Consider the following 20907-nt stretch of genomic DNA (forward strand, 5'->3'; position numbering starts at 1 on the left):
ATCGATGGCGAAAATTGCTCTGGTCACGGGTTCCACCGTCAATATTGGCAAGGCCATCGCGCAAAGGCTCGCGCGGGATGGATATCGTGTGGTCGTCACCTCGCGCCACGAGGAGGAGGTCAAGCAGGTGAGCGCGAGCTTGCCCACACCGGGCGGGTACTATGCCCTCGACTTCGCCGACCCTCGCCAGATCGAGTCCTTGTTTGCCTATATCGCCGACAAGTTCGGCGGTATCGACGTGCTGGTCAACAACGTGGCGTACACCAAGAACGAATCCATCTTCGATTGCGACGAAGAAACGTGGGAGCGGACCATCCACACCAATCTGCGCAGCTATTACCTGTGCATGCGCCATGCGGCGCGCATGATGCGCGATGCCGGAAAGGGAGGCAGCATCGTCAACGTCACGATATCCGTCACCCGCGGCGTGCCCAACAAGTTCAGCTATACGACCAGCAAGGGTGGGGTGAATTTCATGACCATGTCGGCGGCGCTCGACCTTGCGCCTTATGGCATTCGCGTCAATGCCATTGGTTCCGGCATGGTGGGCACGCCGGTGGGGCATCGCACGTCCGATCGCCCTCGTGAGAACGCAGCCATTCCCCTCGGCCACATCGGCGCTCCGGAAGACGTTGCGCATGCCGTGGCGTTTCTCGTTTCCGAGGAAGCATCCTTCATCACAGGCGCGCTCTTGCCGGTGGATGGTGGCGGATTCGTCGGGCACTCGTTCGGAAGCGCTGGGCATCACGTTGCGTTCAGACCGCCACGTTCGCCGAGTTGAGTGAAACCCGGGCCGCCGGCCCGCGTAGTCCCGGGGCATCAAGGAGGCAACCATGACGACTGCCATCGAGAAAGAGAAAGCGCGGCCCGTGGACATGAAACTCGAGGTCATCGTGATCCCCGTGTCGGACGTGGATCGCGCAAAGGCGTTCTACGAAAGACTCGGCTGGAGACTCGATGCGGACTTCGGGGACGGCGATGACTTCCGCGTGATCCAGTTCACACCGCCGGGTTCCGGGGCCTCGGTCATCTTCGGAAAGAACGTCACCGCGGCGGCACCCGGCACCGCCCAAGGATTGTACCTCATCGTCGCCGACATCGAGGCCGCCCGCGCCGAGCTGCTCGCACGCGGCGTGGACGTGAGCGAGCCGTTCCACCACGCCGGCGATGGATACGGCGGCATGGACGAGCCCTACTTGTTCGGGCGGCGCCGCGTTCGCGGTGCGGATCCCGAGCATCGCAGTTACCGCTCGTATGCCTCATTCCGCGATCCCGACGGCAACGGCTGGCTGCTTCAGGAGGTTACTTCGCGATTGGCGGGACGCGTGGACGCCAACACGACGGCGTTCGCATCGGCGTCCGATCTCGCGGGTGCATTCCGGCGCGCGGCGGCCGCACACGGTGAGTACGAGAAACAACTCGGCCACCACGATGACAATTGGCCGGACTGGTATGCCGATTACATGGTTCGGGAACAAGCCGGCAAACCGGCCCCGTGAAGTTTTATAAGGGAACCCCACCGTCACCTTGGTCGATGGACGCCACGGAAGGAAAGGGGCGCGAGAGGTCGCCCCGCACGCGTCATCGGCCGATTACACGGCCATGACCTTAACGTCGTGGCTGGTTCCGAACCGTCTTTGAAAAGGGAGCTCTTTTGACGCGATTTGCGATTTGCGCACACGGGGCACGGCCATTGCGGAATCGCGCGCCTCATGAAATATGCACGCCTTGGCTTGGCGCTCTTTGGCGCGATGGGCTCCTTCTTCTCGATGACCGCGCACGCCCAAGAAGTGGCAACTTGGCGCTGCGAGCTCGCGGACCACGAAGGCATCGACGATGGTGACGCCCGCACGGCGGCGAAGCTCGTTTGCGCCGAGGTGCAGCGCGGCGGGCCCGCCCCCGGCGGCGTATACCAAGTAGGGTTGGGCAAGCTGGGAACGGCGGTGATCCTGACGCTCGAGGCCGATGTGCGCGGTGCGCACGACCAGCGGCAAATGAAGCTTTCGGGCATCGAGGAAGTTGCCACCGCCGCCCCGCGCATCGCGGATGCGCTCCTTCATGGAAAATCCGTGGATCAAACGGAGCGGCTCGGAGGATTGACCAACGAGGAAACGAAGAACGCAAAGCGAAAGCAAGGCTCGATGCACTTCGCGCTCGGCCTCTTCGGGGTGTCGCCCAACATGAAGGGGATAGCGCCCGGCGTCGATTTCACCCTTCACTACGAAACGGCGGACTTTTCCGTCGGGGTCGGGGCGCGCTTCGCCGGGAAAACCAACGACTCGTACAAGATGATGTACGACGCGCTGAACATCGGTGGTCGCTACTACCTGACCTCGACCGACGTGAGCCCCTTCCTGGGTGGTGGCATCGCGTGGACGTGGCTCACCGCCGATGGCTTCGAGAGCAACAACGGCATCGGTGCCTATGCCGAATTGGGCGTCGAACTCCTGCGGACGCATAGTGCGCACCTCGCCGCGATCGCCCGCATCGATGTTCCGAGCTACAGCCTCGAACGTCGCTCGACGGCGAGCTACTACGCGCCGGCCAGCTCGGGCATGGCCTTCACCTTTTGAGTGCGCTGAGCGCGCTGAGTGCGCGGCCTCGACCTTAGTTTCGGACCTTCCCCGAAGGTGGGACCTCGTCGGTCTTGAAGACGTGACCGTCGCCGGTTCGCTGAAGCGTGCCTTGAATCCGGCGGAGCGCTACGCGAACGTCGGAAAGGTCGTGGCCGATGCCCGCGAGGGCTTCTGTTTGCGTGTCGGCCATTTCGAACATGCCCGAATCGGGACTGCCTGGTTCGCTGGCGGCCGTGGATTCCATCTTACCGAGAGCAGCCTTGATGCGAACGAGGTAGAGCTGCATGTCGGCCAAGGTAGAGGCCTGCTCGTGGGTCGCGCCGTATCCGATTTGCCGAGATGAGGTAACGACGTCTTCGAGATCTCCAAGCAATCGGTACGCTTCGCAAACAATGTTCTCGACCGTCACCCGCTTCATCTTCGTCCGCCCCCTTTCGCATTCTTGAGTTGCTCTCTTGCAATCCGTCGTTGCTCGAAGAGGCTTTGATCATGCGCGCGATGTTCGCGGGACGCCATAGGGTGACGTTCAAATTGGTGCGCGCGGGTGTTCAACGAGGCGCCCCCCACCATCAGAGCTCCGATCAATGCGCCACGTGGGAGCAGGCGCCGCGTTCGCGTGCCTCGGGCGACGTTTTCGCGGTGCGCGCAACCGTAGCGGGCTGGTTGGGCAACAACGAAGCGCCCGCAATGCGAACAATGCTCCGACGAGGCCGAGGCGGCATCGTGGCCGCGGCTCGGAACGATGGCCCCGTGTGGTATGGCTTGGCACATGGCTTCGGACACGCGGTTGCTCTCGGAGCGGTTTCCTCGCGCGTCGGCGTATCATCCGGATTGGGTCATGGCCGGCATCAGCGGCGGCGCCAACTCGCTTTGGCTGACGGAGTGGCTATCCGGAGCACTTCGCCTCCGGCCCGGTATGCGGGTGCTGGATCTCGGCTGCGGAAGGGGCGCTTCGTCCATCTTTCTGCACCGCGAATTTGGGGTGCAGGTCTGGGCGACGGATTTGTGGTTCAGGGCGTCGGAGAGGCTCGCGCGCATCCGCGACGCCGGTGTCGAAGACGGTGTGTTTCCGATTCACGCGGATGCTCGCTCCTTGCCCTTCGCCACCGAGTTTTTCGACGCCATCGTGAGCATCGATTCCTTTCTCTATTACGGCACCGACGATCTCTATCTGAGCTACCTCGCCCGATTCCTGAAACCTGGCGGTCCGGTGGGGATTGCCAGCGTTGGGCTGGTGCGCGAAATCGATGGCGTGGTGCCAGAACACCTCCGGAGCTGGTGGGAGCCCAGCATGGCGTGCCTTCATTCGGCCTCGTGGTGGCAACGGCACTGGGGCCGGACGGGAATTGTGGATATCGAAACGGCCGACACGATGCCGGATGGATGGCAAGTTTGGCTCGACTGGCAGAAAACCGCGTGCCCGGCGAATCGCACGGAAATCGAAGCACTGGAAGCCGATCGTGGTGACCATCTTGGTTATGTTCGCGTCGTAGGCCGTCGCAAAGCCGACGCGAAGTTGGAGGACCCGATCACATCGGTGCCCTCCGAGTACACGAAGCAGCCGTTGCTACGCAGGTAGCGCGATTCCCGATCATCATGGGACAACGACGTCACCCCGGCTCTTGTTCACGGCCCGTGCACGGGCCCGACGAGAGCCTGGCCTTCGTCATTCCCGATTGACGCTCGCGCCGGATCTTTCGCAGCGCAGAGCTTGTACTTGCGTTTCGGATGGAAGAAAGCGTGGCGCGCTGACGTAGAATGCGCAACGAGAGCATGATCCCTTCTTCGCCTGACCGATCCTTCCCGCGCTACGTCCTCGATATCGAGAAAATCGAAGAGCAGCTCGGAGCCCCGCTCGGGCCGCTCTTGGTCGAGCTTTCCCGGATGGCTTGCAAGCTCGATCCGTTCTGCCCGATGGCCGCGTTCGAGCCCTTGCAAATGGATCTCGTGTACCTCAATGAGGAATCGCCCACGGCGACGCCTTTGGTGCCCGACGACGCATTGATCTTTCTCGAAACCGGCGCCAACGGGACCTGTGCCGGGTTCCTCGATGATGGCTCAGGCCGCCCGCTCGACGAGCGGGAGGTGTGCCTCGTGCGCAAGGGCGAGTCGTGGACCGTGGCGCCAAATCTGGCCACGTTTCTTGGAATGGTTGCGGTGGCCGGCACCGAAGCCATCGATCCCGAGCGCGACACCGACGAAGGGTGGTTCGAATGCCGCGAGGAACGCTTGGCCGACGAGGAAGACGGCTTCCGAGCGCTCTCGGAAAAGCTCTGCACCTTGCCCGGCGTGACGCTGCATCGCAAGGGGCCGGTCCCCAAGTACGCGTATTGGTGCTACGAGCCGCCCTCCGAGCCCCAACAGGGTGGGCTCGCGGGCGTTCGGCAGCTTCTACGAAAAGGAAAACGTCGCAAGGCATCCGTCGAGCTGGTGAAACAGATCAATGTCGTGCTGAGCGTGGCGGATCTCGTACCGCCCGAGCGTTGGGGGGAGCTTCAAGAGCTGGTGACGGCGCTGAAGCCCAACCTCGCCGAACCGGTTCGCGCCGAGCTCGCGAAACGCGGCGTGCAGTGAATGGCGCCTAAGCGCGACGCGGCAGCTGCAGCCGCGCGACGCATCCGGTGGCGTCCGTGCGATTCGTCAGGGTGAGCTCCCCGCCATGCGCCTCGGCGATCTGCCGCGACAGCGCAAGACCGATGCCCGTGCCCCCGCGCTTGGTCGTAAAAAACGGCACGAAGAGGTTTGCGTCGCTGGCCAAGCCGCGGCCGTCGTCGGTGATCTCGAGCAACACGTAGGTCTCTTCGAGTTCCCATCGGATGGCCACGCCGCCTTGCGTCTCTGCGGCGGCGTCCACCGCATTGCGAATCAGATTGATGAGAAGCTGCTCGAGCTGATCGGCATCTCCTACGAGCTGCACGTTCGGTCCTCGCGTGACACGGATGGGCAAACGGGTCTCCAGTTCCGCCACGCGCTGCACGAGTGCGGTGACGTCGACCTGATCGTGCCGCGGAGGGGGAAGTTGCGCCATCCGCGCGTACGCCGTGAGGAATCGACCCAGGCCTTCCGCCCGGCGCGCGATCACCTCGAGACCGCTCGCGATGTCGTCTTCCCAGTCGATCGGACGCGGCGTCCGCGTGAGGAGCGCGCGCTGGCTGTGCGCAATCGACTGAATCGGCGCGAGCGAATTGTTGATCTCGTGGCTCAACACGCGCACGAGCCGCTCGAAGGCCTGGCGTTCCTCCTCACGGACGACCCGTTTCACGTCGGTGAGGACCAGGAGCTCGTGTGGAATGCCGCCGCGCCGAAAGACGCTCTTTCGGATTTGCCAGGTACCGCCCGCGCGCTCGATGCGTGAGGCGTTGGGTGCGCGTAGCCAGTGCGCGATGCCGAGCTCCGTTGCGGAGCGCGTGAGCAACGCCTCGGGGGTGGCGTCGAGCAAGGTGGCGCCCGCGCGGTTGACGAGGCGCAGTTGGCTTGCTCCGTCGAAGGCGAAGATGGCCACGTCCACCTGCTCGAGGACGATGCGTACCAGCGCATCGGCCTCGAGTGCGGCAAGGCGCCGCTCGCGGAGGTTGTCGCCGAGCGCATTGATCTCGAGCATGAGTTCGCCCAGCGGGTTGCCGGCGCGCGCACCGGTGCCGCGCAGCGAAAAGTCGCCGACTCGAATGGCCTCCACCAGGTTCGTCATCGTCCGGAGAGGCCGCATCACCCGCGCGCGCACGGCGAGCGCTGCGCCCACCCACGCCACCACGATGAGGAGCGCCAAGGCCATGCGCAGGTCCACGGACGCGGGGCTCCACGCCAGAAAAGCGAGTGCGACGGCTGCACCGGGAAGCGCGCCCAGGAATGCCGTGAGCGAGACCTGCGCGTCGTGCGCGAGCCTGCGCGACCGGGGCCGCACCTGGGGAACGTCAGCCGCCGCCACGAAGCCCGAAATAGGAGAGACGGCGATAAAATGCGCTGCGACTGAGGCCGAGCGCGCGCGCGGCCTCGGCCACGTTCCCGTTGGCGCGTGCGAGTGCACGCTCCGCCAGCACCTTTTCGGCGTCTTCCAGCGTCATATCCTCCAATTTGCGCTCGCCCTCGGCCTTGGCCTTGAGCGCGAAATCCTCGGGCAGGACGGTGTCGCCTTCGGCCATCAACACCGCGCGCTCCACGGCGTGGCGGAGCTCGCGGACGTTCCCCGGCCAGGTGTGTTGACGAAGCAGCTCGATGCACGCGGCATCGAATCGCGATACCGAAAGCCCGTAGCGGCTGGCGTGCTCACGGAGAAAGTGCGCTGCGAGAAGCGGGATGTCCTCACGGCGATCGCGCAGCGGCGGAAGCTGGATTTCGACGGTGTTCAACCGATAGAGCAGATCCTCGCGGAAGCGACCCGCGGTCACTTCGTCGGTGATGCGCGCGTTGGTGGCCGAGACGACGCGCATCTCCACCTTGCGCACTTTGGAGGAGCCCACCGGCTGAAACTCCCCCGTCTGCAGCACGCGCAGGAGCTTCGCTTGCTGGCTGGGCGGCATGTTCGCGATCTCGTCGAGGAACAGCGTGCCCTGATCGGCGAGCTCGAACGCGCCGACGCGGTCGGCTTTGGCGTCGGTGAAGGCGCCCTTCACGTGGCCGAACAATTCGCTCTCGAAGACGCCGTCGGCCAGCCCTCCGGCGTTGACCGGCACGAAGGGGGCCTTGCTGCGCTTCGAGGCGCCGTGCAGCCATCGCGCGACGACGTCTTTCCCTGTCCCGTGTTCTCCGGTAACGAGGACGTTCGCGTCGGAGGGGCCGATGCGATCGATGAGGCGCATCACCGGCTGCATCGCCCGCGACTCGGCGATCATCGCCGGCAGCTCGCCGCGTCGGAAGGCGCGGTTTTCGCGCTCGAGCCTCTGCGCATCGCGCAGGGCCCGCGCAAGCTCGGCTTGCGCGCGCAAGGTGGCCACGAGGCGCGTGTTGTCCCAGGGCTTCTGCACGTAGTCGCGTGCGCCGCGTCGCATGGCCTCGACCGCGCCTTCGATTCGGCCATACGCCGTCATCACGACGACGGGCAAGGTCGGGTCGATCGCCCGCAACCGCGCGAGCACGTCGAGCCCCTCCTGCCCGGAGGTCGTGTCGCGCGTGTAATTCAGATCGATCAGCGCGACATCCACGGCGGTCGCCTCGACGCACGCGACGATGGCTTCGGGCGACGAGGCGGTGACGACCTCGAAGCCCTCCGCCTTGACGAGCAGCCGCAGGGCGGCGAGGACGTCAGGCTCATCGTCAGCGAGCAGAATCTTCATGGCCGTAGAGGGCACTATACCGCTACTCCGCGCGCAGGACGGACATCAGGTCGATGCGGGTCGCGCGCCTCGCGGGCACGAGCGCGGCGATGCCACCGACGAGGAGCAGCAGCAGCGCGATCCCGCCGTAGGTCAGCGGATCGTAGCGGCCAATGCCGAAGAGGAATGGCTCCAGCAGCCGTGCGAGCGCGAAGGCGCCGACGAGGCCCGCCGCGATGCCCACTGCGATGAGCTTGCCGCTCTGGAGCACGACCAGGCGCACGATGTCGCGGGGCATGGCGCCCAGCGCGGAGCGGATCGAGAACTCCCTCTCGCGCTGCGTGACCGCGTACCCCGTCACGCTGTAGACGCCCATGACGGAGAGAAACAGCGCCGCGCCGGAGAAGATGCCGAACAGCAGCATCGCGAAGCGCTGGCCGGAGATGGATTCCGCGACCCACTCCGGAAGGGGCTTCAAGCTGTCGACGGCCTGGTTCTTGTCGATCTCGTAGATCGCGCTTCGCACGGCGTCGGGTTGGACCACGGCATCGTCGTGCCGCAGCACGAAGGCGGCGTAACCCGAGGAGATCTGGGCGAAGGGAAAGTAGAGCTGCATGCCCACCTCGCCATCGAGCTCCTGCTTGACGTCCCCGACCACGCCGACGATCTCGCTCCAATCGTCACCGCCCCCCGAGATCCGCTTGCCGATGGCATCGCCGCCGAAGTAGGTCCTGGCCATCGTCTCGTTGACGATGGCCACGTGGGCGGCCTTCGCGGTGTCGAAGCTCTCGAACGGGCGGCCGTGGATCAAGGGGATGCGCATCGCCTTGAAATAGTCAGGGGTGACATGAAAGGTGCTCGCTGCGGGCAGCTCGGCGGCGCTGGTCGCGGACAGCGCCGCGGTCCGGAAGTACGTGAAATCGCCTCCTTCCATGAAAGGGACGAACTGCGAGGCGCCCACCGCGGTGACGCCGGGCAGGGCGGCGAGGCGCTGCGTGATCTGCTCGGTGAACACCGCGCGTTGCTCGTGCGTGGCGAAACGCTCCTTGGGCATGGAGATGCGAACGGCCAGCGCTCCTTCCGACTGAAACCCCGGGTCCACTTTTTCCAATGCGGCAAAGGTGCGCATGAGAAGCCCCGCGCCAACCAGGAGCACGAGGGTGACCGCCACCTGAACGACGACCACCGCGCCACGCCATCGTTGCGAGCGCCGCGTGGCGCTCGCGCCCCGTCCGCCGTCCTTCAGGAGCTCGTTCACGTCCACGCGCGCGGTCTGGATCGCGGGCACGAGCCCGAAGACGATGCCCGTGAGCAGGCTGAGCGCGAGGGCGAAGATCACGGTGTGACCGTCGAAGGCCACCTCGCTCTTGCGCGGGAAATCCTCGGGCGCGAGCGACATGAGGACGCCGAGGCCCCAATGCGCCACCAAGAGACCGAGCAGGCCCCCAAGCCCCGCGAGCACGATGGCTTCCACGAGAAGCTGGCGAACGATTCGTCCCCGGCTCGCGCCAAGCGCCGTGCGCGTGGCAATCTCCTTGGTGCGCGTGGTCGCTCGTGCGAGCAGGAGGTTCGCCACGTTGGTGCACGCGATGAGGAGCAGAAACGCGCCCGCGCCGAGCACGGAGATCAGAACGGGCCGCACGTTCTTCACGCGCGACTCCAGCATGGGAATGACCTTCACGCTCCAGCCGCGGCTGTCGGGATTTTGCGCGGCGACCTGCTCGTTGATGCGCGCCACCTCGCTCTGGGCGCTCTCGAGCGAGGCGGACGATCGGAGGCGGCCGAAAACGTCGAAGAAGCGCGATCGATGATCCCGTGCCGCACCTTCGTTCCAGACCAGCGGCGTGAACACGTCGCTGCGGTCGCCGGACTGGAACTCCTGGGGCATGACGCCGATGACGCGAAAAGGGTGGCCGTCGAGCTGGATCGACTGCTCGAGGATGTCTGGGCGCGCGCCGAACCCGCGAAGCCAGAGACCGTGGCTGAGGACGACCACGCTCTCATTTCCGCGAAGCGCGTCCTCGGCGGTAAAGTCCCGCCCTCGTTCGGGCGGTGTGTGCAGGGCGGCGAAGTAGTTCGGCGTCACGCTCAGGCAACGGACGCGAATCGGCTCGGAGCTGCCGGTCAGGCTTCGTGGGCCGCCGCGAACCGCCACCAGTTGCTCGAATTGCGTCGCCGCCTCTTTCCATTCGAAGTAGTGCGCGCTCGCGGGCCGGAAGTCCGGAAAGGCCGGCGGGTTCGATTCCCGAATCACCACGAGGCGATCGGACTCGGGATAGGGCAGCGGGCGCAGAAGCACGCCGTTCACCACGGAGAAGATCGCGACGCACGCGCCGATGCCGCCCGCGAGCGTGAGCAGGACGGCCAGGGTGAAGCCTGGCGCCTTGACCAACTGTCGAAATGCAAAGCGCAGATCGTGCATCATCGGATGTTCACCCGGTCCACGTTGTCCCATCGTGTCATGTCGCTCAGCACCACCTCGTCACCTTCGCGCAGCCCCTCGCGCACTTCGATCTGATTCACGGAGCTCCTTCCGAGAACGACGCGAATGCGCTCGGCTTGCCCCGACGTCACCCGGAAAAGCGTGGAAGGCCCGTCCGTCTGAACGCCGGCCGGGCGCTCCACGAACACGACGTCGCTCAGTCGTTCCAATTCGATGTACCCCTCCACGGTGAGATCGGGCCGGGCCCCCTTCGGCAGATCCCCTTCGAGCGCGATCTCCACCGACACGGTCCCTTGGCTCGCCGCCGTGGCGATGCGCGCAACGTGACCGGTTATCGTGCCGTTGCGCGTGTCCACCTCGGCATGCTGCCCGAGGATCAGATCTTTCGCCTGCACCTCCGACACGCGGATCTCGGCTTTCAGCCGCTCCGGCTGGACCACCTTGGCGAGCACGGTGCCGGGCACCACCCATTGCCCGAGTTCGACGGGGATCTCTTGCAATACGCCGCTACCGCCGGCGCGTACATGCATGGAGTCCACCTGGCGCTTTCGAAACGCGGCGACTTCGCGGCGGCGGCTTATTTGGCTGCGTTGCGCGGCGATTTCGTCGCGGAGGCTCTGGGCGACGACGTCGACTTGTTCCCTCGCGAGCGCGACGCGCGAGGTGAGCTCCGTGGCGTGGGCTTGCATCCGATGGACGTCCAGTTCCGTGAAGACCTCGCCGGCACCGTTCGTGTACGCGCGGGCGCGGTGCTCGGCATCGATCAACTCGGCGACCAGCGTCGCCAACGATCCGCGCTCCTTGAGCTGCTGCGTGCGCAGTCGGCTCGTCATCTGGAGAAGGTCGGCCTCGGCGCTCGCCACCTCGCGTTCCGCCTGCAGCGCTTGCAGCACCAGATCGGCGTTGGTGAGCTCCATCAGCGGCGTCTCGGGCTGGACGACCATGCCCGCCCGTCCGGCGATCTGCTCGATGCGTCCAGCCGTCTCGGTGGTGATCCATTGCGTCTGCTCGGGCACGAGGCGACCATTGCCCTTCACCTGCCGCAACATGGGCCCGCGCTTCACGACGCCGACCCAGAGGGTGGAGCGCTCGAGCGTCGGCGCCGCCGCCTTGAGTCGGCCCACGAAGACCGTGACGAGCAGCACGACGGCGAAGCCCAGAAGGGGAAGCAGCCACGCGCGGTGGTTTGCGCGGCGGACGCGAGGAATGTCCATCGAGCCGCGTCCTACAGCAACGCATGTGCCAGTCCGCCCTCCCCGCGTTCCCGTGGACGACGGCCCGATTCGACCCCGCGCGGACCGTCCGCTTGCGGGATGGCGATTCCCATAGCCGGACGGTCGGGGCGTGTCGCCCGCTAAACGGCGAGGATGATTCTCGAACAGGAAGAAGGAAATCGCCAGGACGCCAGGGGGGCCAGGATCGCCAACTGAACCAACAATAAATCAAAAAAGTGAGAGTTTATTGTTGGTTCACCTGGCGATCCTGGCGCCTCTCTTCTGGCGTCCTGGCGGTTTCTTCTTCTCGTCGTGACGCCGTTCGAGGATCGCGCTCGCTGATTAGCCGTCGGCGTTCTCGAGCGAGGAGGCGACGCGCGCATCCTGGTCCGGCATCGCGCCGTTGTCGCGAAGGTAACCGTGTTTGCGAGGATCGGGCATGGCCCACGACGCGAAGAGCGCGACCGCGGAGAGAACCGTGACGTACCAGAAGTACCCTCGCTCGATGCCGTGGGCCTTGAACTGCAGCGCCACGTATTCGGCCGTCCCGCCGAACGCCGCATTCCCGATGGCGTACGAGAGGCCCACGGCGAGGGCGCGAATTTGCGGCGGGAACATCTCCGCTTTCACCAGCCCGCTGATCGACGTGTAGAAGCTCACCCCGGCGAGGGCGAGCAAGAGCAACGCGAAGGCCGCAACCGGCGAGTGCACTTGGCCGAGGGCGGTGAGCAACGGCACCGTGCCCAGTGTGCTCACCAGGCCGAAACAAAGCATGGACGGACGACGCCCGATGCGATCGGAAAGGGCACCGAACGCGGGCTGCATGAGCATGTAGCAAAAGAGCACGGCGGTCATGACCTGGCTCGCGGTCTCGCGCGGCAGGTGCGCGGTGTTGACCAGGTACTTCTGCATGTACGTGGAGTACGTGTAGAAGACGAGCGAGCCGCCCGCCGTGTACCCCAAGACGATGAGCAGCGCGCGCGGGTACTGCAGCACCCCGCGCAAGGTGCCGGCCTTCTCGTCGCTGCGGGTTTCGGCGCTGCTGGTCTCCACCAGCGATTTGCGCAAAAACAGGGCGACGATGGCCGCGAGCGCGCCGAGCACGAAGGGAATGCGCCAGCCCCAAGCCTTGAGTTCTTCGGCCGAAAGAATCTGCTGAAGGATGACCAGGACCAGCACCGCCAGCAGCTGCCCGCCAATGAGCGTGACGTATTGAAACGAGGCATAGAAACCGCGTCTGCCGGCCACGGCCACCTCGCTCATGTAGGTGGCACTCGTGCCGTACTCGCCGCCGACCGACAGCCCTTGAATCAGCCGCGCGAGCAACAAGAGCGCGGGCGCGACCTTCCCGACGGTGGCATACGTCGGCAAACAGGCGACCATCAGAGAGCCGAAGCACATCATCAGGACCGACACCATCATCGAGGTGCGGCGTCCCAGCTTGTCGGCAAGGCGCCCGAACAACCATCCGCCGAGCGGCCGCATGAAGAAGCCCACGGCGAAGACGCCGGCCGTGTTGAGCAATTCGGTGGTCGGATCGCCCGACGGAAAGAACGCCGACGCGAAATAGATCGCCGTGAAGGAGTAGGTGTAGAAATCGAACCACTCCACCAAGTTGCCGGACGACGCGCCGACGATGGCCAAGATGGGGCTTTTCGGCGAACTGGGCGGCTCTTGGCGCGATTGGGCGTCGTGCATCGTTCCAGGTGCTCACGCTTCGCCAGCTACGGCAAGCGCCTCGTTAGTCCGGCAATGCGACGCCGACGGTGCAGAGCAAGCCCCCATCCACGGGCAAGCTGACGCCGGTGACGAAGCTGGCGCGTTCGCTCGACAGAAAGGCGATGACCTCCGCAATCTCGGAGGGGCGGCCGACGCGCCCCAGCGGATGTGCGGAGCCCCATTGGTCGATCATCCGTTGCTCGCCTTGGGGAGAGCCGTCGGCGAATCGTCGGGCGCTTGCACGAAGCATCGGTGTGTCGACCGATCCGGGGCACACCGCATTGGCGCGAACACCATGGCGAGCTTCGTCGAGTGCCACCGTGCGGATGAACGCGTTGAGCGCGCCCTTGGTCGCCGAGTAGGCGGCGACCGCGTTTTGGCACACGAACGCCTGCACCGACGAGACGGCCACGATGGCGCCGCGGCCACTGGTTCGAAGGTGCGGCAGTGCGTGCTTGACCACGAGAAACGCGCCTTTGACGTTCACCGCGAAGGTGCGGTCCCAATCCGCGCCGTCGGTATCGGCGGCCGTGCCATAGCTTTGCACGCCGGCGGCCATGACGACCACGTCCAACCTGCCAAAGCGCTCCACGGTGGCTGCGACCAGGCCGGCGACTTCGGACTCGTGGGTGACATCCGCGGTGCGGGCCAGCGCGCTCCTTCCCGCGAGTTCCGCGGCGACCCGATCCGTCTCGCGCGGGTCGATGCCGCACAATGCAACCGAGGCCCCGCGCGCGAGCAACAGATCCACCGTGGCCCGCCCAATTCCGCTCATTCCACCGGAAACCAGAGCCACCACACCGTCGAACTCGGCCATGCTCGCATGGTGGCAGGCCGTTCTTCGGAGCGTCAACGGCCAGCTCATCTGAGGTGCAACTAAATGGTTGCACCTCGTCCGGGCCATTGCTACATCTGCAACCAGATGGTTGCAGAAACATAGGAGCCAACATGAGTTCTCAAGAGATCGCTGCCAAAGCCGAAATGCTGATTCGAAGTCCCGTGGCCAAGGTGTTCGAGGCGTTCGTCGACCCGGCCATCACCAGCAAAATCTGGTTCAGCCACGGCAGCGCCAAGCTCGAGGTGGGCAAGACGGTGCAGTGGGACTGGCGATGGTACGACTTTTCGGTCCAAGCCAAGGTCAAGGTGCTCGAGCCCAACGAGCGCCTCGTCGTCGAATGGTCTGCTTATGGCTCACCCACCGACATCGAGTGGGTATTTACGGCACGTCCGGACAATACGACCTTCGTCAGCGTCACCAATTCCGGATTCCGCGGCACCCCGGCCGAGATAGCCAAGTTGGTCGTGGACTCCACGGAGGGCTTTGCCTTTCTGCTGGCGGGCGCAAAAGCACTTCTGGAGCACGGTGTGCAGCTGAATCTCGTGCCCGATCGCTTCCCGGATGGCTTGCCCAAGAGCAAACGGAGCTGAACGCAGCCCGGGTGGGTTGCGGTCCACCGGCAATCGCGCGAAGGTAGGTCGGCTGGAGGGGGCCCATGATCCTACTCGACCCGAAGCACCACACCCGTCCGTACCACGATGCGCGTTCGAAGGAGGTGATGGTCGACACCATCGCGTTCTTCGAAAACAAGGGCAAGCGCAAGCTCTTGGACGACTACTATGCGCGCGTCTGGTATTCCGATTTTCTCGGTTTCGTCAAAGAGAAGAAGATCTTCGCCACCATGTGCACCCCCGCGGGTTACGGCGCCCCCCACTCCCGCTGGGACACCTGGCGCATTTGCGAATTCGCCGAGATACTCGGGTTTTACGGGCTGCAATATTGGTACACGTGGCAAGTCTCGGTGCTGGGGCTGGGCCCTATTTTGATGAGCACGAATGAAGCGCTCAAGCGGCGTGCCGCGGCCATGCTGGAGGCGGGCGGCATTTTCGCTTTCGGTCTCTCGGAGAAGGAGCACGGCGCGGACATCTACTCCACGGGAATGCAGCTGAAACAGGCCGGGAATGGGCAGTACGTGGCGAGCGGCCGCAAATATTATATTGGCAATGCCAACCAGGCGGCCATCGTGTCGACGTTCGGAAAGCTCGATTCGGGCGATTATGTCTTTTTTGCTGTCGATTCCCAGCACCCCAAGTTCGAATGCGTTCGCAATGTGGTGTCCAGCCAGAATTACGTGGCCGAGTACGCGTTGAACGATTATCCCATCGGGGAGGCCGATATCCTGGAAAAGGGCCAGGAGGCGTGGGACGCGGCGCTCAATACCGTCAACATCGGGAAATACAACCTCGGCTGGGCCTCGATCGGCATCTGCACGCACGCGTTCTACGAGGCGATCGAGCACGCCGCCCATCGCCGTCTGTACGGCATGCAGGTGACCGATTTCCCGCACGTCAAGCAGATGTTCGTGGACGCGTATGCGCGGCTGGTGGCGATGAAGCTGTTCGCGCTGCGCGCGGCCGACTACATGCGCTCGGCCTCGGCCGAGGACCGGCGCTACCTTTTGTACAATCCCATGGTGAAGATGAAGGTGACCACCCAGGGTGAGGCGGTCATCGATTTGCTCTGGGACGTGATTGCCGCCAAAGGATTCGAGAAGGATACCTATTTCGGCCAGGCGGCCATCGATATTCGCGCGCTACCGAAACTCGAGGGAACGGTGCACGTGAACATCGCGCTGATCGTGAAATTCATGCCGAGCTATTTCTTTTTCCCCGCCGAGCTTCCCGACGTTCCGCGGCGGGACGAGGCGGTTCACGACGCGTTTCTGTTTCACCAAGGTCCGGCCAAGGGGCTGAGCAAGATTCGCTTTCACGACTACACGCGCGCCTTTCGCGGTTTCGACCAGCCGAACGTGCGCCTGTTCGCCGAGCAGGCGGGGCTCTTCAAAGCGATGCTCGCGGCGGCACCGCCCAGCGAAGCGCAACTCAAGGACGTCGACTTCCTGCTGGCCGGAGGGGAGCTCTTCGCGCTGGTCGTTTATGCCCAATTGATTCTGGAGAACGCGCGCATCTACGCCATCGAGGGTGAGCTGGTCGATCAGATATTCGACTTCATGGTGCGTGACTTTTCGCGCCTGGCGCTCAATCTGTACAGCAAACCGAGCAGCACGTCCGATCAGATGGAACACTGCACGAAGATGATTCGAAAACCGATCCTGGACGATGCCCGCTATCGAAAAGTGTGGACCGAGCACGTTTATGCACGAAATCTCGCCTATCGAATGAACCCGTAATGGATTTTCGTCGAATGGGTTGAGGTGACGCCGCCCGACCGAGCGCCATGAGCGCGATGGAAGGGCAAGGCTCGCGCATCAAATTGACAACCAACTTACCTTCATGCACCTCAAGCCAACCTTTCTCCTTTTTGCGGCGGTGGGCGCGATCCTGGGGGCTGCCTCGAGCGCACACGCCTTCTGCCGCACGATGACCGGCCGAGAGCCGGGCGATGCGCAGGAAACGAATCGGTGCACGAACTGGAAGGAGCAGGAGCAGAACGCCTGCTGTCCCTACGGCAAACCTCTGTTCTGGCGAAACGCCTGTGTCGGATTCAGTCTGCAAAAGAACGCGAGCCGGCAAGTATCCCTGAGCGACGCCGAACGCATATTCAAGCGCGCGTTCGCGACATGGACCGCCACCACATGCTCGCTGAACGGCACGCCGGTGGGGCGTGTGAGCATGGATGTGAGCTACCTGGGGGTGGTCGACTGCAGCTTGGTCGAGTTCAACGAGGAGGCCCCCAACCAGAACGTCATCATGTTTCGCGATTCGGGGTGGACCCATCTCGATCCGAACGCCACGCTCGGGCTCACGACGGTGACGTACAACCCGAACACGGGTGAGATTTCGGGCGCCGACATGGAAATCAATGCGGCCCAATCGAAGCCGCTCTCGGTCAGCGATTCTCCGCCCGCCGGCTCGGTCGACCTTCTCAGCATTGCCACGCACGAGGCCGGGCACTTCCTCGGCTTTGCGCACTCGACGGTGTCCGATGCCACGATGTACGCGACGTACTTCGGCGTCGGCATGCGCGACCTTGCACCCGACGACTCCACGGGCATTTGCAACGTGTACAAGCCCGACCAGAATCGCACCACCGGCGATGGCGTCGTACGCGCCGACAAATGCGATCCCACGCCGGCGCATGGCTACATGAGCCAGTGTGCCGATCACTTGTCCATCGAGGGCGGGGGATGCGCGCTCGCTTCGGGAAGCTCGCGAGGCTCGGAGCCTTCGCCAATGCCGTCGCCGTTGACCGCGGCATTGGGCGCGTTGAGTCTCGTTCTCCTGCGGCGCGTCCGACATGCGCGCGGCATGCGGATGCACATCGACGAGCGCCGCTGAGCTTGGAGAAGCGTTCGCATCGCAAAGAGCGCGCGATGCAGAATCGTTTCGTGCGAGAGTGAGCTCAGGGAGAGAGCTCATGAAAGAGACGCCGTTTCGTTCCGTCGACCCCACAAGCGGTGAAGTGCTGGGAACCTTTCCCCTCGCGAATGCCGCGGAAATCGAGCAGATCCTCGGCCGAGCCGCCCATGCCCAACGTCAATGGGCGCAGCGTTCGGTGCGCGAGCGTGCCGACGGCCTTCGCAAGGTTGCGGCGTTGCTCAAGGCGCGCTCCGGCGACATGGCAAAGCATGCGGCGCGCGAAATGGGCAAGGTCGTCGCGGAGGGCGTCGCCGAGGTCATGAAGTGCGCCCTCGCCTGTGAGTACTACGCCTCGCAAGCCGAAGCGTTCCTCGCCCCGCGCATCGTCGAGAGCGACGCGTCCCGAAGCGCGGTCCACTACGAGCCGCTCGGTGTGCTGCTTGCGATCATGCCGTGGAACTTCCCCTACTGGCAGGCGGTGCGCCTCGCCTCGGGCGCGCTCATGGCGGGCAATGGCATCGTGATCAAGCATGCGCCGAGCGTCCCGCAGTGTGCGCTGGCGCTGGAGGCCGTGTTTCGCGATGCCGACCTGCCCGCCGGGCTGGTTCAGAATCTGTTCGCCGACATCGATCAGCTTCCGGGCATCCTGAACGACCGACGCATTGCCGCGGCGACGCTCACGGGAAGCACGCGCGCGGGCCGATCCTTGGCGGCCGCGGCAGGCCAAGCGTTGAAGCCGGTGGTGCTCGAGCTCGGCGGCAACGGCGCATTCGTCGTCCTCGGGGACGCCAACCTGGAAGAGGCGGCGCTGGTGGGCGTGAAGTCGCGGACGATGAATGCCGGGCAGACCTGCATTTCGGCGACGCGCTTCATCGTCGTCGACAGCGTTTACGACCGATTCGTCGCATTGCTTCGCGAGAACCTGGGCAAGCTGCGCATGGGCAGCCCCCTGGCCGAGAACACGGATCTCGGGCCGATGGTCAGCCTTGCGCAGCGCGAACGGTTGCACCAGCAGGTGGAGGCGGCGGTGGCCTCGGGCGGCAAGCTGCTCCTCGGCGGCAAGGTGCCCGATGGCCCGGGCGCATACTATCCGCCGACGCTGATCGCCGACGTGGCGCCCACCGCCGCCGCATTCCGGGAAGAGCTCTTCGGCCCCGTGGCCATCGTCACGCGCGTGAAGGACACGGCCGCGGCCGTCGAGGCGGCGAACGACACCGTTTACGGTCTATCGGCCGCGGTGTGGGGCAGCAATGCGAAGGAGCTCGACGCGATCGCGGCGCAGCTTCAAGTCGGTGCCGTCTTCGTCAACGGCATGGTGAAGAGCGATCCTCGGCTTCCGTTCGGGGGCATCAAGGACTCCGGGTTCGGCCGCGAACTCGGCATCGAGGGGATTCGCTCCTTCACCAACGCAAAATCGGTCTGGATCCGCTGACGTCCGTCAGTTGCAGGTTCCAGGGCCGTTGTATCGAATCTGCGTCGTCCCCGAGAAGCCGCCTCCCGCACGGAGTTTCGCATCGAGGCTGTTCGCCTCGCACTCGGGGACCAACGGATTGGCCCAGACGATCAGATAGTCACCGCCGACCTTCGTGAGCTGCGCCACGCTGGCGATGCTCGTCAGTTTGTCATTGCCCTGGATGCGGAAATTCCCGTCGACGGTCGTCAGCTGCGCGAGCGCGGTGATGTCGGTCAGGTTGCGGTTGTACTCGACGTCCAAGTCGCCAGCCACCGACCGAATTGCCTCCAGCCCCGCCAAATGGGTGAGCGCATCGCACGATTCGATGCGGAGATACCCGTTTACGCTGGTCACGGAGCTCAATGGCGCGAGGCTGACCAGCGAAGGCGCCCGCAAGGAAAGGGCGCCCCCGACCTTGCTCAACGAATGCAGCTCCTGAATGCTGTTCAGGGCAGCGCCGCTGATGACCAGATCGCCGGTCACCTCCCGCAGGTTCTCGAACGCCGCGAACCTCGTCAGCGCATCGTTCTCCCGGATCTCCGTCTGCCCTGCCGCCTCCAGCGCTTCGAGCCCGCCGAGCGTCGTCAACGCATCGTTGTCCTGAATCGATAGAAAACCAGATACCGATTTGAGGTTGTGCAGTGCATTGAACTGCTTCAACTTGGGATTCCAACGAATATTGACGATTGCCATCTCGGTGGGCGCGTTCAAACTGCCAATTTCCGTCAGCTCCCTATTGTTGTAGATGAAAATTCCGTATGCCGGAACCAGCGCACCGAGGCCGCGCAGGTTCTGAAGGGCATCATTGTCTTCGACGTTGAGCTGAACCACCTTGGACAGATTCTCGAGTCCCGCGACCGAGGTGAGCGCCGTGTGCAAGAGGCGGAGGCTACCGGTCATGGTCGTGAGATGCTCGAGGCCGCGCAGATCCCGCAGGAGGAGGGACCGCGCGATGGTGATGTCACCCGCCGAGGTCAGACTCCGTAGGCCTTCGAGTGTCGACAACGATACCTGGTCCAATTCCAGCTTCCCCACGCTCTGGACATTTCCGAGGTCCAACGTGTCGAGCGAGAGGCACTTCGTCAAAGTGACCGGGCCCGGCATCTTCGTGACCTGGGGGAAAGACACGCGCTGCAACCGGGTGTTGTCGAGGATCAGCCCGCCCAACGTGCTCACTCTGTCGAACGCGGACAACTCACCGAGCAAGCTTCCCTCGATCGATACCGCACCTCCAATGCTGCTCAGCGCCGGCAACCGGTCGAAGGTCGACAGTTGGGGCGAGCCGTCGATCAAGATGCTGCCCTGGATCTCTTGGAGCGCGGGGAACCCCCCGACGTGTTGGAGCTGCGTCTCCTCCGAAATTTTGAGCCCGCCGATCTTCGTGAGCCGGCTCGGGCCGAGCCATTCGACGAGCGCATTGTTCTTGATGAACAAGTTCTCCCCCACGCTCTGCAGTGACGGCAATGCGTCGAGCTGCGCAAGGCTCGTGTTGTTGGATATCCGAAGCTCGCCTCCGACCGCCTGGAGCGCCTCGAGACCATGCAGCGACGGCAGTCGCGTGTTGGAGTCGATGATCAGATCGCCGCCCACTTTCTGGAGCTGGGCGAGCGGTTCCAGATTTTTTACGAGGCTGCCGCTGCGAATGGTGAGCGAGCCGGTGATCTCGTTGCAGCCGGCAATGGCCTCGAAATCCGACGCCTGGGCCACGGTGACAGGGCCCGCGCAGGTCGTTGCCACATCGACGGGGCCATTGCGCAGCCCCTCGCGGTTCGTTGGGTCGGCCGAGTCTGCGCACGCCGCGAGGCTAGCGAGGAGTACGAGCCCTGCGGCCCCCGGCGCACGCGCAGCTGCTTTCCGCAAACGAGAAATCATGGATCTCCTTCTCCACCACCCGGAAGACAACGATGACCCCTTTCTGCAATTGGGAAAAGGGCGA

16 protein-coding genes and 1 pseudogene are annotated in these 20907 nt (G+C 64.4%); 9 read left to right on the top strand and 8 right to left on the bottom strand.

Features of this window, described 5'->3' with window-relative positions:
- The first annotated feature begins 4 nt into the window (after window positions 1–4).
- From LZC95_47855 to LZC95_47865, 3 genes are all read left to right on the top strand, one after another.
- Window positions 5–781 (top strand): SDR family oxidoreductase, encoded by a 777-nt coding sequence (locus LZC95_47855; protein WXA94148.1) that lies wholly within the window; start codon window positions 5–7, stop codon window positions 779–781.
- A 52-nt stretch (window positions 782–833) separates the two neighbouring features.
- A complete protein-coding gene (locus tag LZC95_47860; GenBank protein ID WXA94149.1) occupies window positions 834–1499 on the top strand; it encodes a VOC family protein in 666 nt (221 codons plus the stop codon).
- Window positions 1500–1712: 213 nt separating this feature from the next.
- Complete coding sequence (locus LZC95_47865) at window positions 1713–2573, top strand: hypothetical protein (GenBank protein WXA94150.1); 861 nt, start codon at window positions 1713–1715, stop codon at window positions 2571–2573.
- A 34-nt stretch (window positions 2574–2607) separates the two neighbouring features.
- Here LZC95_47865 and LZC95_47870 read toward each other — a convergent pair whose 3' ends face one another.
- Window positions 2608–2994 (bottom strand): hypothetical protein, encoded by a 387-nt coding sequence (locus tag LZC95_47870; GenBank protein ID WXA94151.1) that lies wholly within the window; start codon window positions 2992–2994, stop codon window positions 2608–2610.
- A 351-nt stretch (window positions 2995–3345) separates the two neighbouring features.
- Between LZC95_47870 and LZC95_47875 the strand changes: the two genes are divergently transcribed.
- Window positions 3346–4155 carry a methyltransferase domain-containing protein gene (locus LZC95_47875; GenBank protein WXA94152.1) on the top strand — a complete coding sequence of 270 codons (810 nt, stop codon included), beginning with the start codon at window positions 3346–3348 and terminating at the stop codon, window positions 4153–4155.
- 194 nt (window positions 4156–4349) lie between these two features.
- On the top strand, window positions 4350–5150 hold the full coding sequence (locus LZC95_47880) for a hypothetical protein (protein ID WXA94153.1): 801 nt from the start codon (window positions 4350–4352) through the stop codon (window positions 5148–5150).
- A gap of 7 nt (window positions 5151–5157) precedes the next feature.
- On the opposite strand, the gene LZC95_47885 is transcribed toward LZC95_47880, so the two are convergent.
- The 6 genes and pseudogenes from LZC95_47885 to LZC95_47910 form a co-directional block, all read right to left on the bottom strand.
- The gene (locus tag LZC95_47885) at window positions 5158–6501 is read right to left on the bottom strand and encodes an ATP-binding protein (GenBank protein WXA94154.1); all 1344 of its coding nucleotides are present in this window, start codon (window positions 6499–6501) and stop codon (window positions 5158–5160) included.
- Window positions 6488–7846 carry a sigma-54 dependent transcriptional regulator gene (locus LZC95_47890; GenBank protein WXA94155.1) on the bottom strand — a complete coding sequence of 453 codons (1359 nt, stop codon included), beginning with the start codon at window positions 7844–7846 and terminating at the stop codon, window positions 6488–6490. The genes LZC95_47885 and LZC95_47890 overlap by 14 nt, the downstream gene beginning before the upstream one ends.
- Before the next feature lie 22 nt (window positions 7847–7868).
- Complete coding sequence (locus LZC95_47895; GenBank protein WXA94156.1) at window positions 7869–10280, bottom strand: ABC transporter permease; 2412 nt, start codon at window positions 10278–10280, stop codon at window positions 7869–7871.
- Window positions 10247–11482, bottom strand: a complete 1236-nt coding sequence (locus LZC95_47900; protein ID WXA94157.1) for an efflux RND transporter periplasmic adaptor subunit — start codon at window positions 11480–11482, stop codon at window positions 10247–10249. The genes LZC95_47895 and LZC95_47900 overlap by 34 nt, the downstream gene beginning before the upstream one ends.
- A gap of 459 nt (window positions 11483–11941) precedes the next feature.
- Window positions 11942–13180 (bottom strand): annotated as a pseudogene (locus tag LZC95_47905) (MFS transporter).
- A 43-nt stretch (window positions 13181–13223) separates the two neighbouring features.
- Window positions 13224–14066 carry an SDR family oxidoreductase gene (locus LZC95_47910; GenBank protein WXA94158.1) on the bottom strand — a complete coding sequence of 281 codons (843 nt, stop codon included), beginning with the start codon at window positions 14064–14066 and terminating at the stop codon, window positions 13224–13226.
- A gap of 83 nt (window positions 14067–14149) precedes the next feature.
- Between LZC95_47910 and LZC95_47915 the strand changes: the two genes are divergently transcribed.
- The 4 genes from LZC95_47915 to LZC95_47930 all read left to right on the top strand — a co-directional run bounded on the left by LZC95_47915 (window position 14150) and on the right by LZC95_47930 (window position 18950).
- Complete coding sequence (locus tag LZC95_47915; GenBank protein ID WXA94159.1) at window positions 14150–14629, top strand: SRPBCC family protein; 480 nt, start codon at window positions 14150–14152, stop codon at window positions 14627–14629.
- 65 nt (window positions 14630–14694) lie between these two features.
- Complete coding sequence (locus LZC95_47920) at window positions 14695–16389, top strand: acyl-CoA dehydrogenase (protein ID WXA94160.1); 1695 nt, start codon at window positions 14695–14697, stop codon at window positions 16387–16389.
- A gap of 103 nt (window positions 16390–16492) precedes the next feature.
- Window positions 16493–17497: a matrixin family metalloprotease gene (locus tag LZC95_47925; GenBank protein ID WXA94161.1), complete on the top strand. Its 1005-nt coding sequence runs from the start codon at window positions 16493–16495 to the stop codon at window positions 17495–17497.
- A gap of 79 nt (window positions 17498–17576) precedes the next feature.
- On the top strand, window positions 17577–18950 hold the full coding sequence (locus LZC95_47930; GenBank protein WXA94162.1) for an NAD-dependent succinate-semialdehyde dehydrogenase: 1374 nt from the start codon (window positions 17577–17579) through the stop codon (window positions 18948–18950).
- Between the two features lie 6 nt (window positions 18951–18956).
- Here LZC95_47930 and LZC95_47935 read toward each other — a convergent pair whose 3' ends face one another.
- Window positions 18957–20843, bottom strand: a complete 1887-nt coding sequence (locus LZC95_47935; GenBank protein WXA94163.1) for a hypothetical protein — start codon at window positions 20841–20843, stop codon at window positions 18957–18959.
- Between the last annotated feature and the right edge of the window lie 64 nt (window positions 20844–20907).

This window comes from Sorangiineae bacterium MSr12523 (assembly GCA_037157775.1).
In the GTDB taxonomy this organism is placed as follows: domain Bacteria; phylum Myxococcota_A; class Polyangia; order Polyangiales; family Polyangiaceae; genus Pendulispora; species Pendulispora brunnea.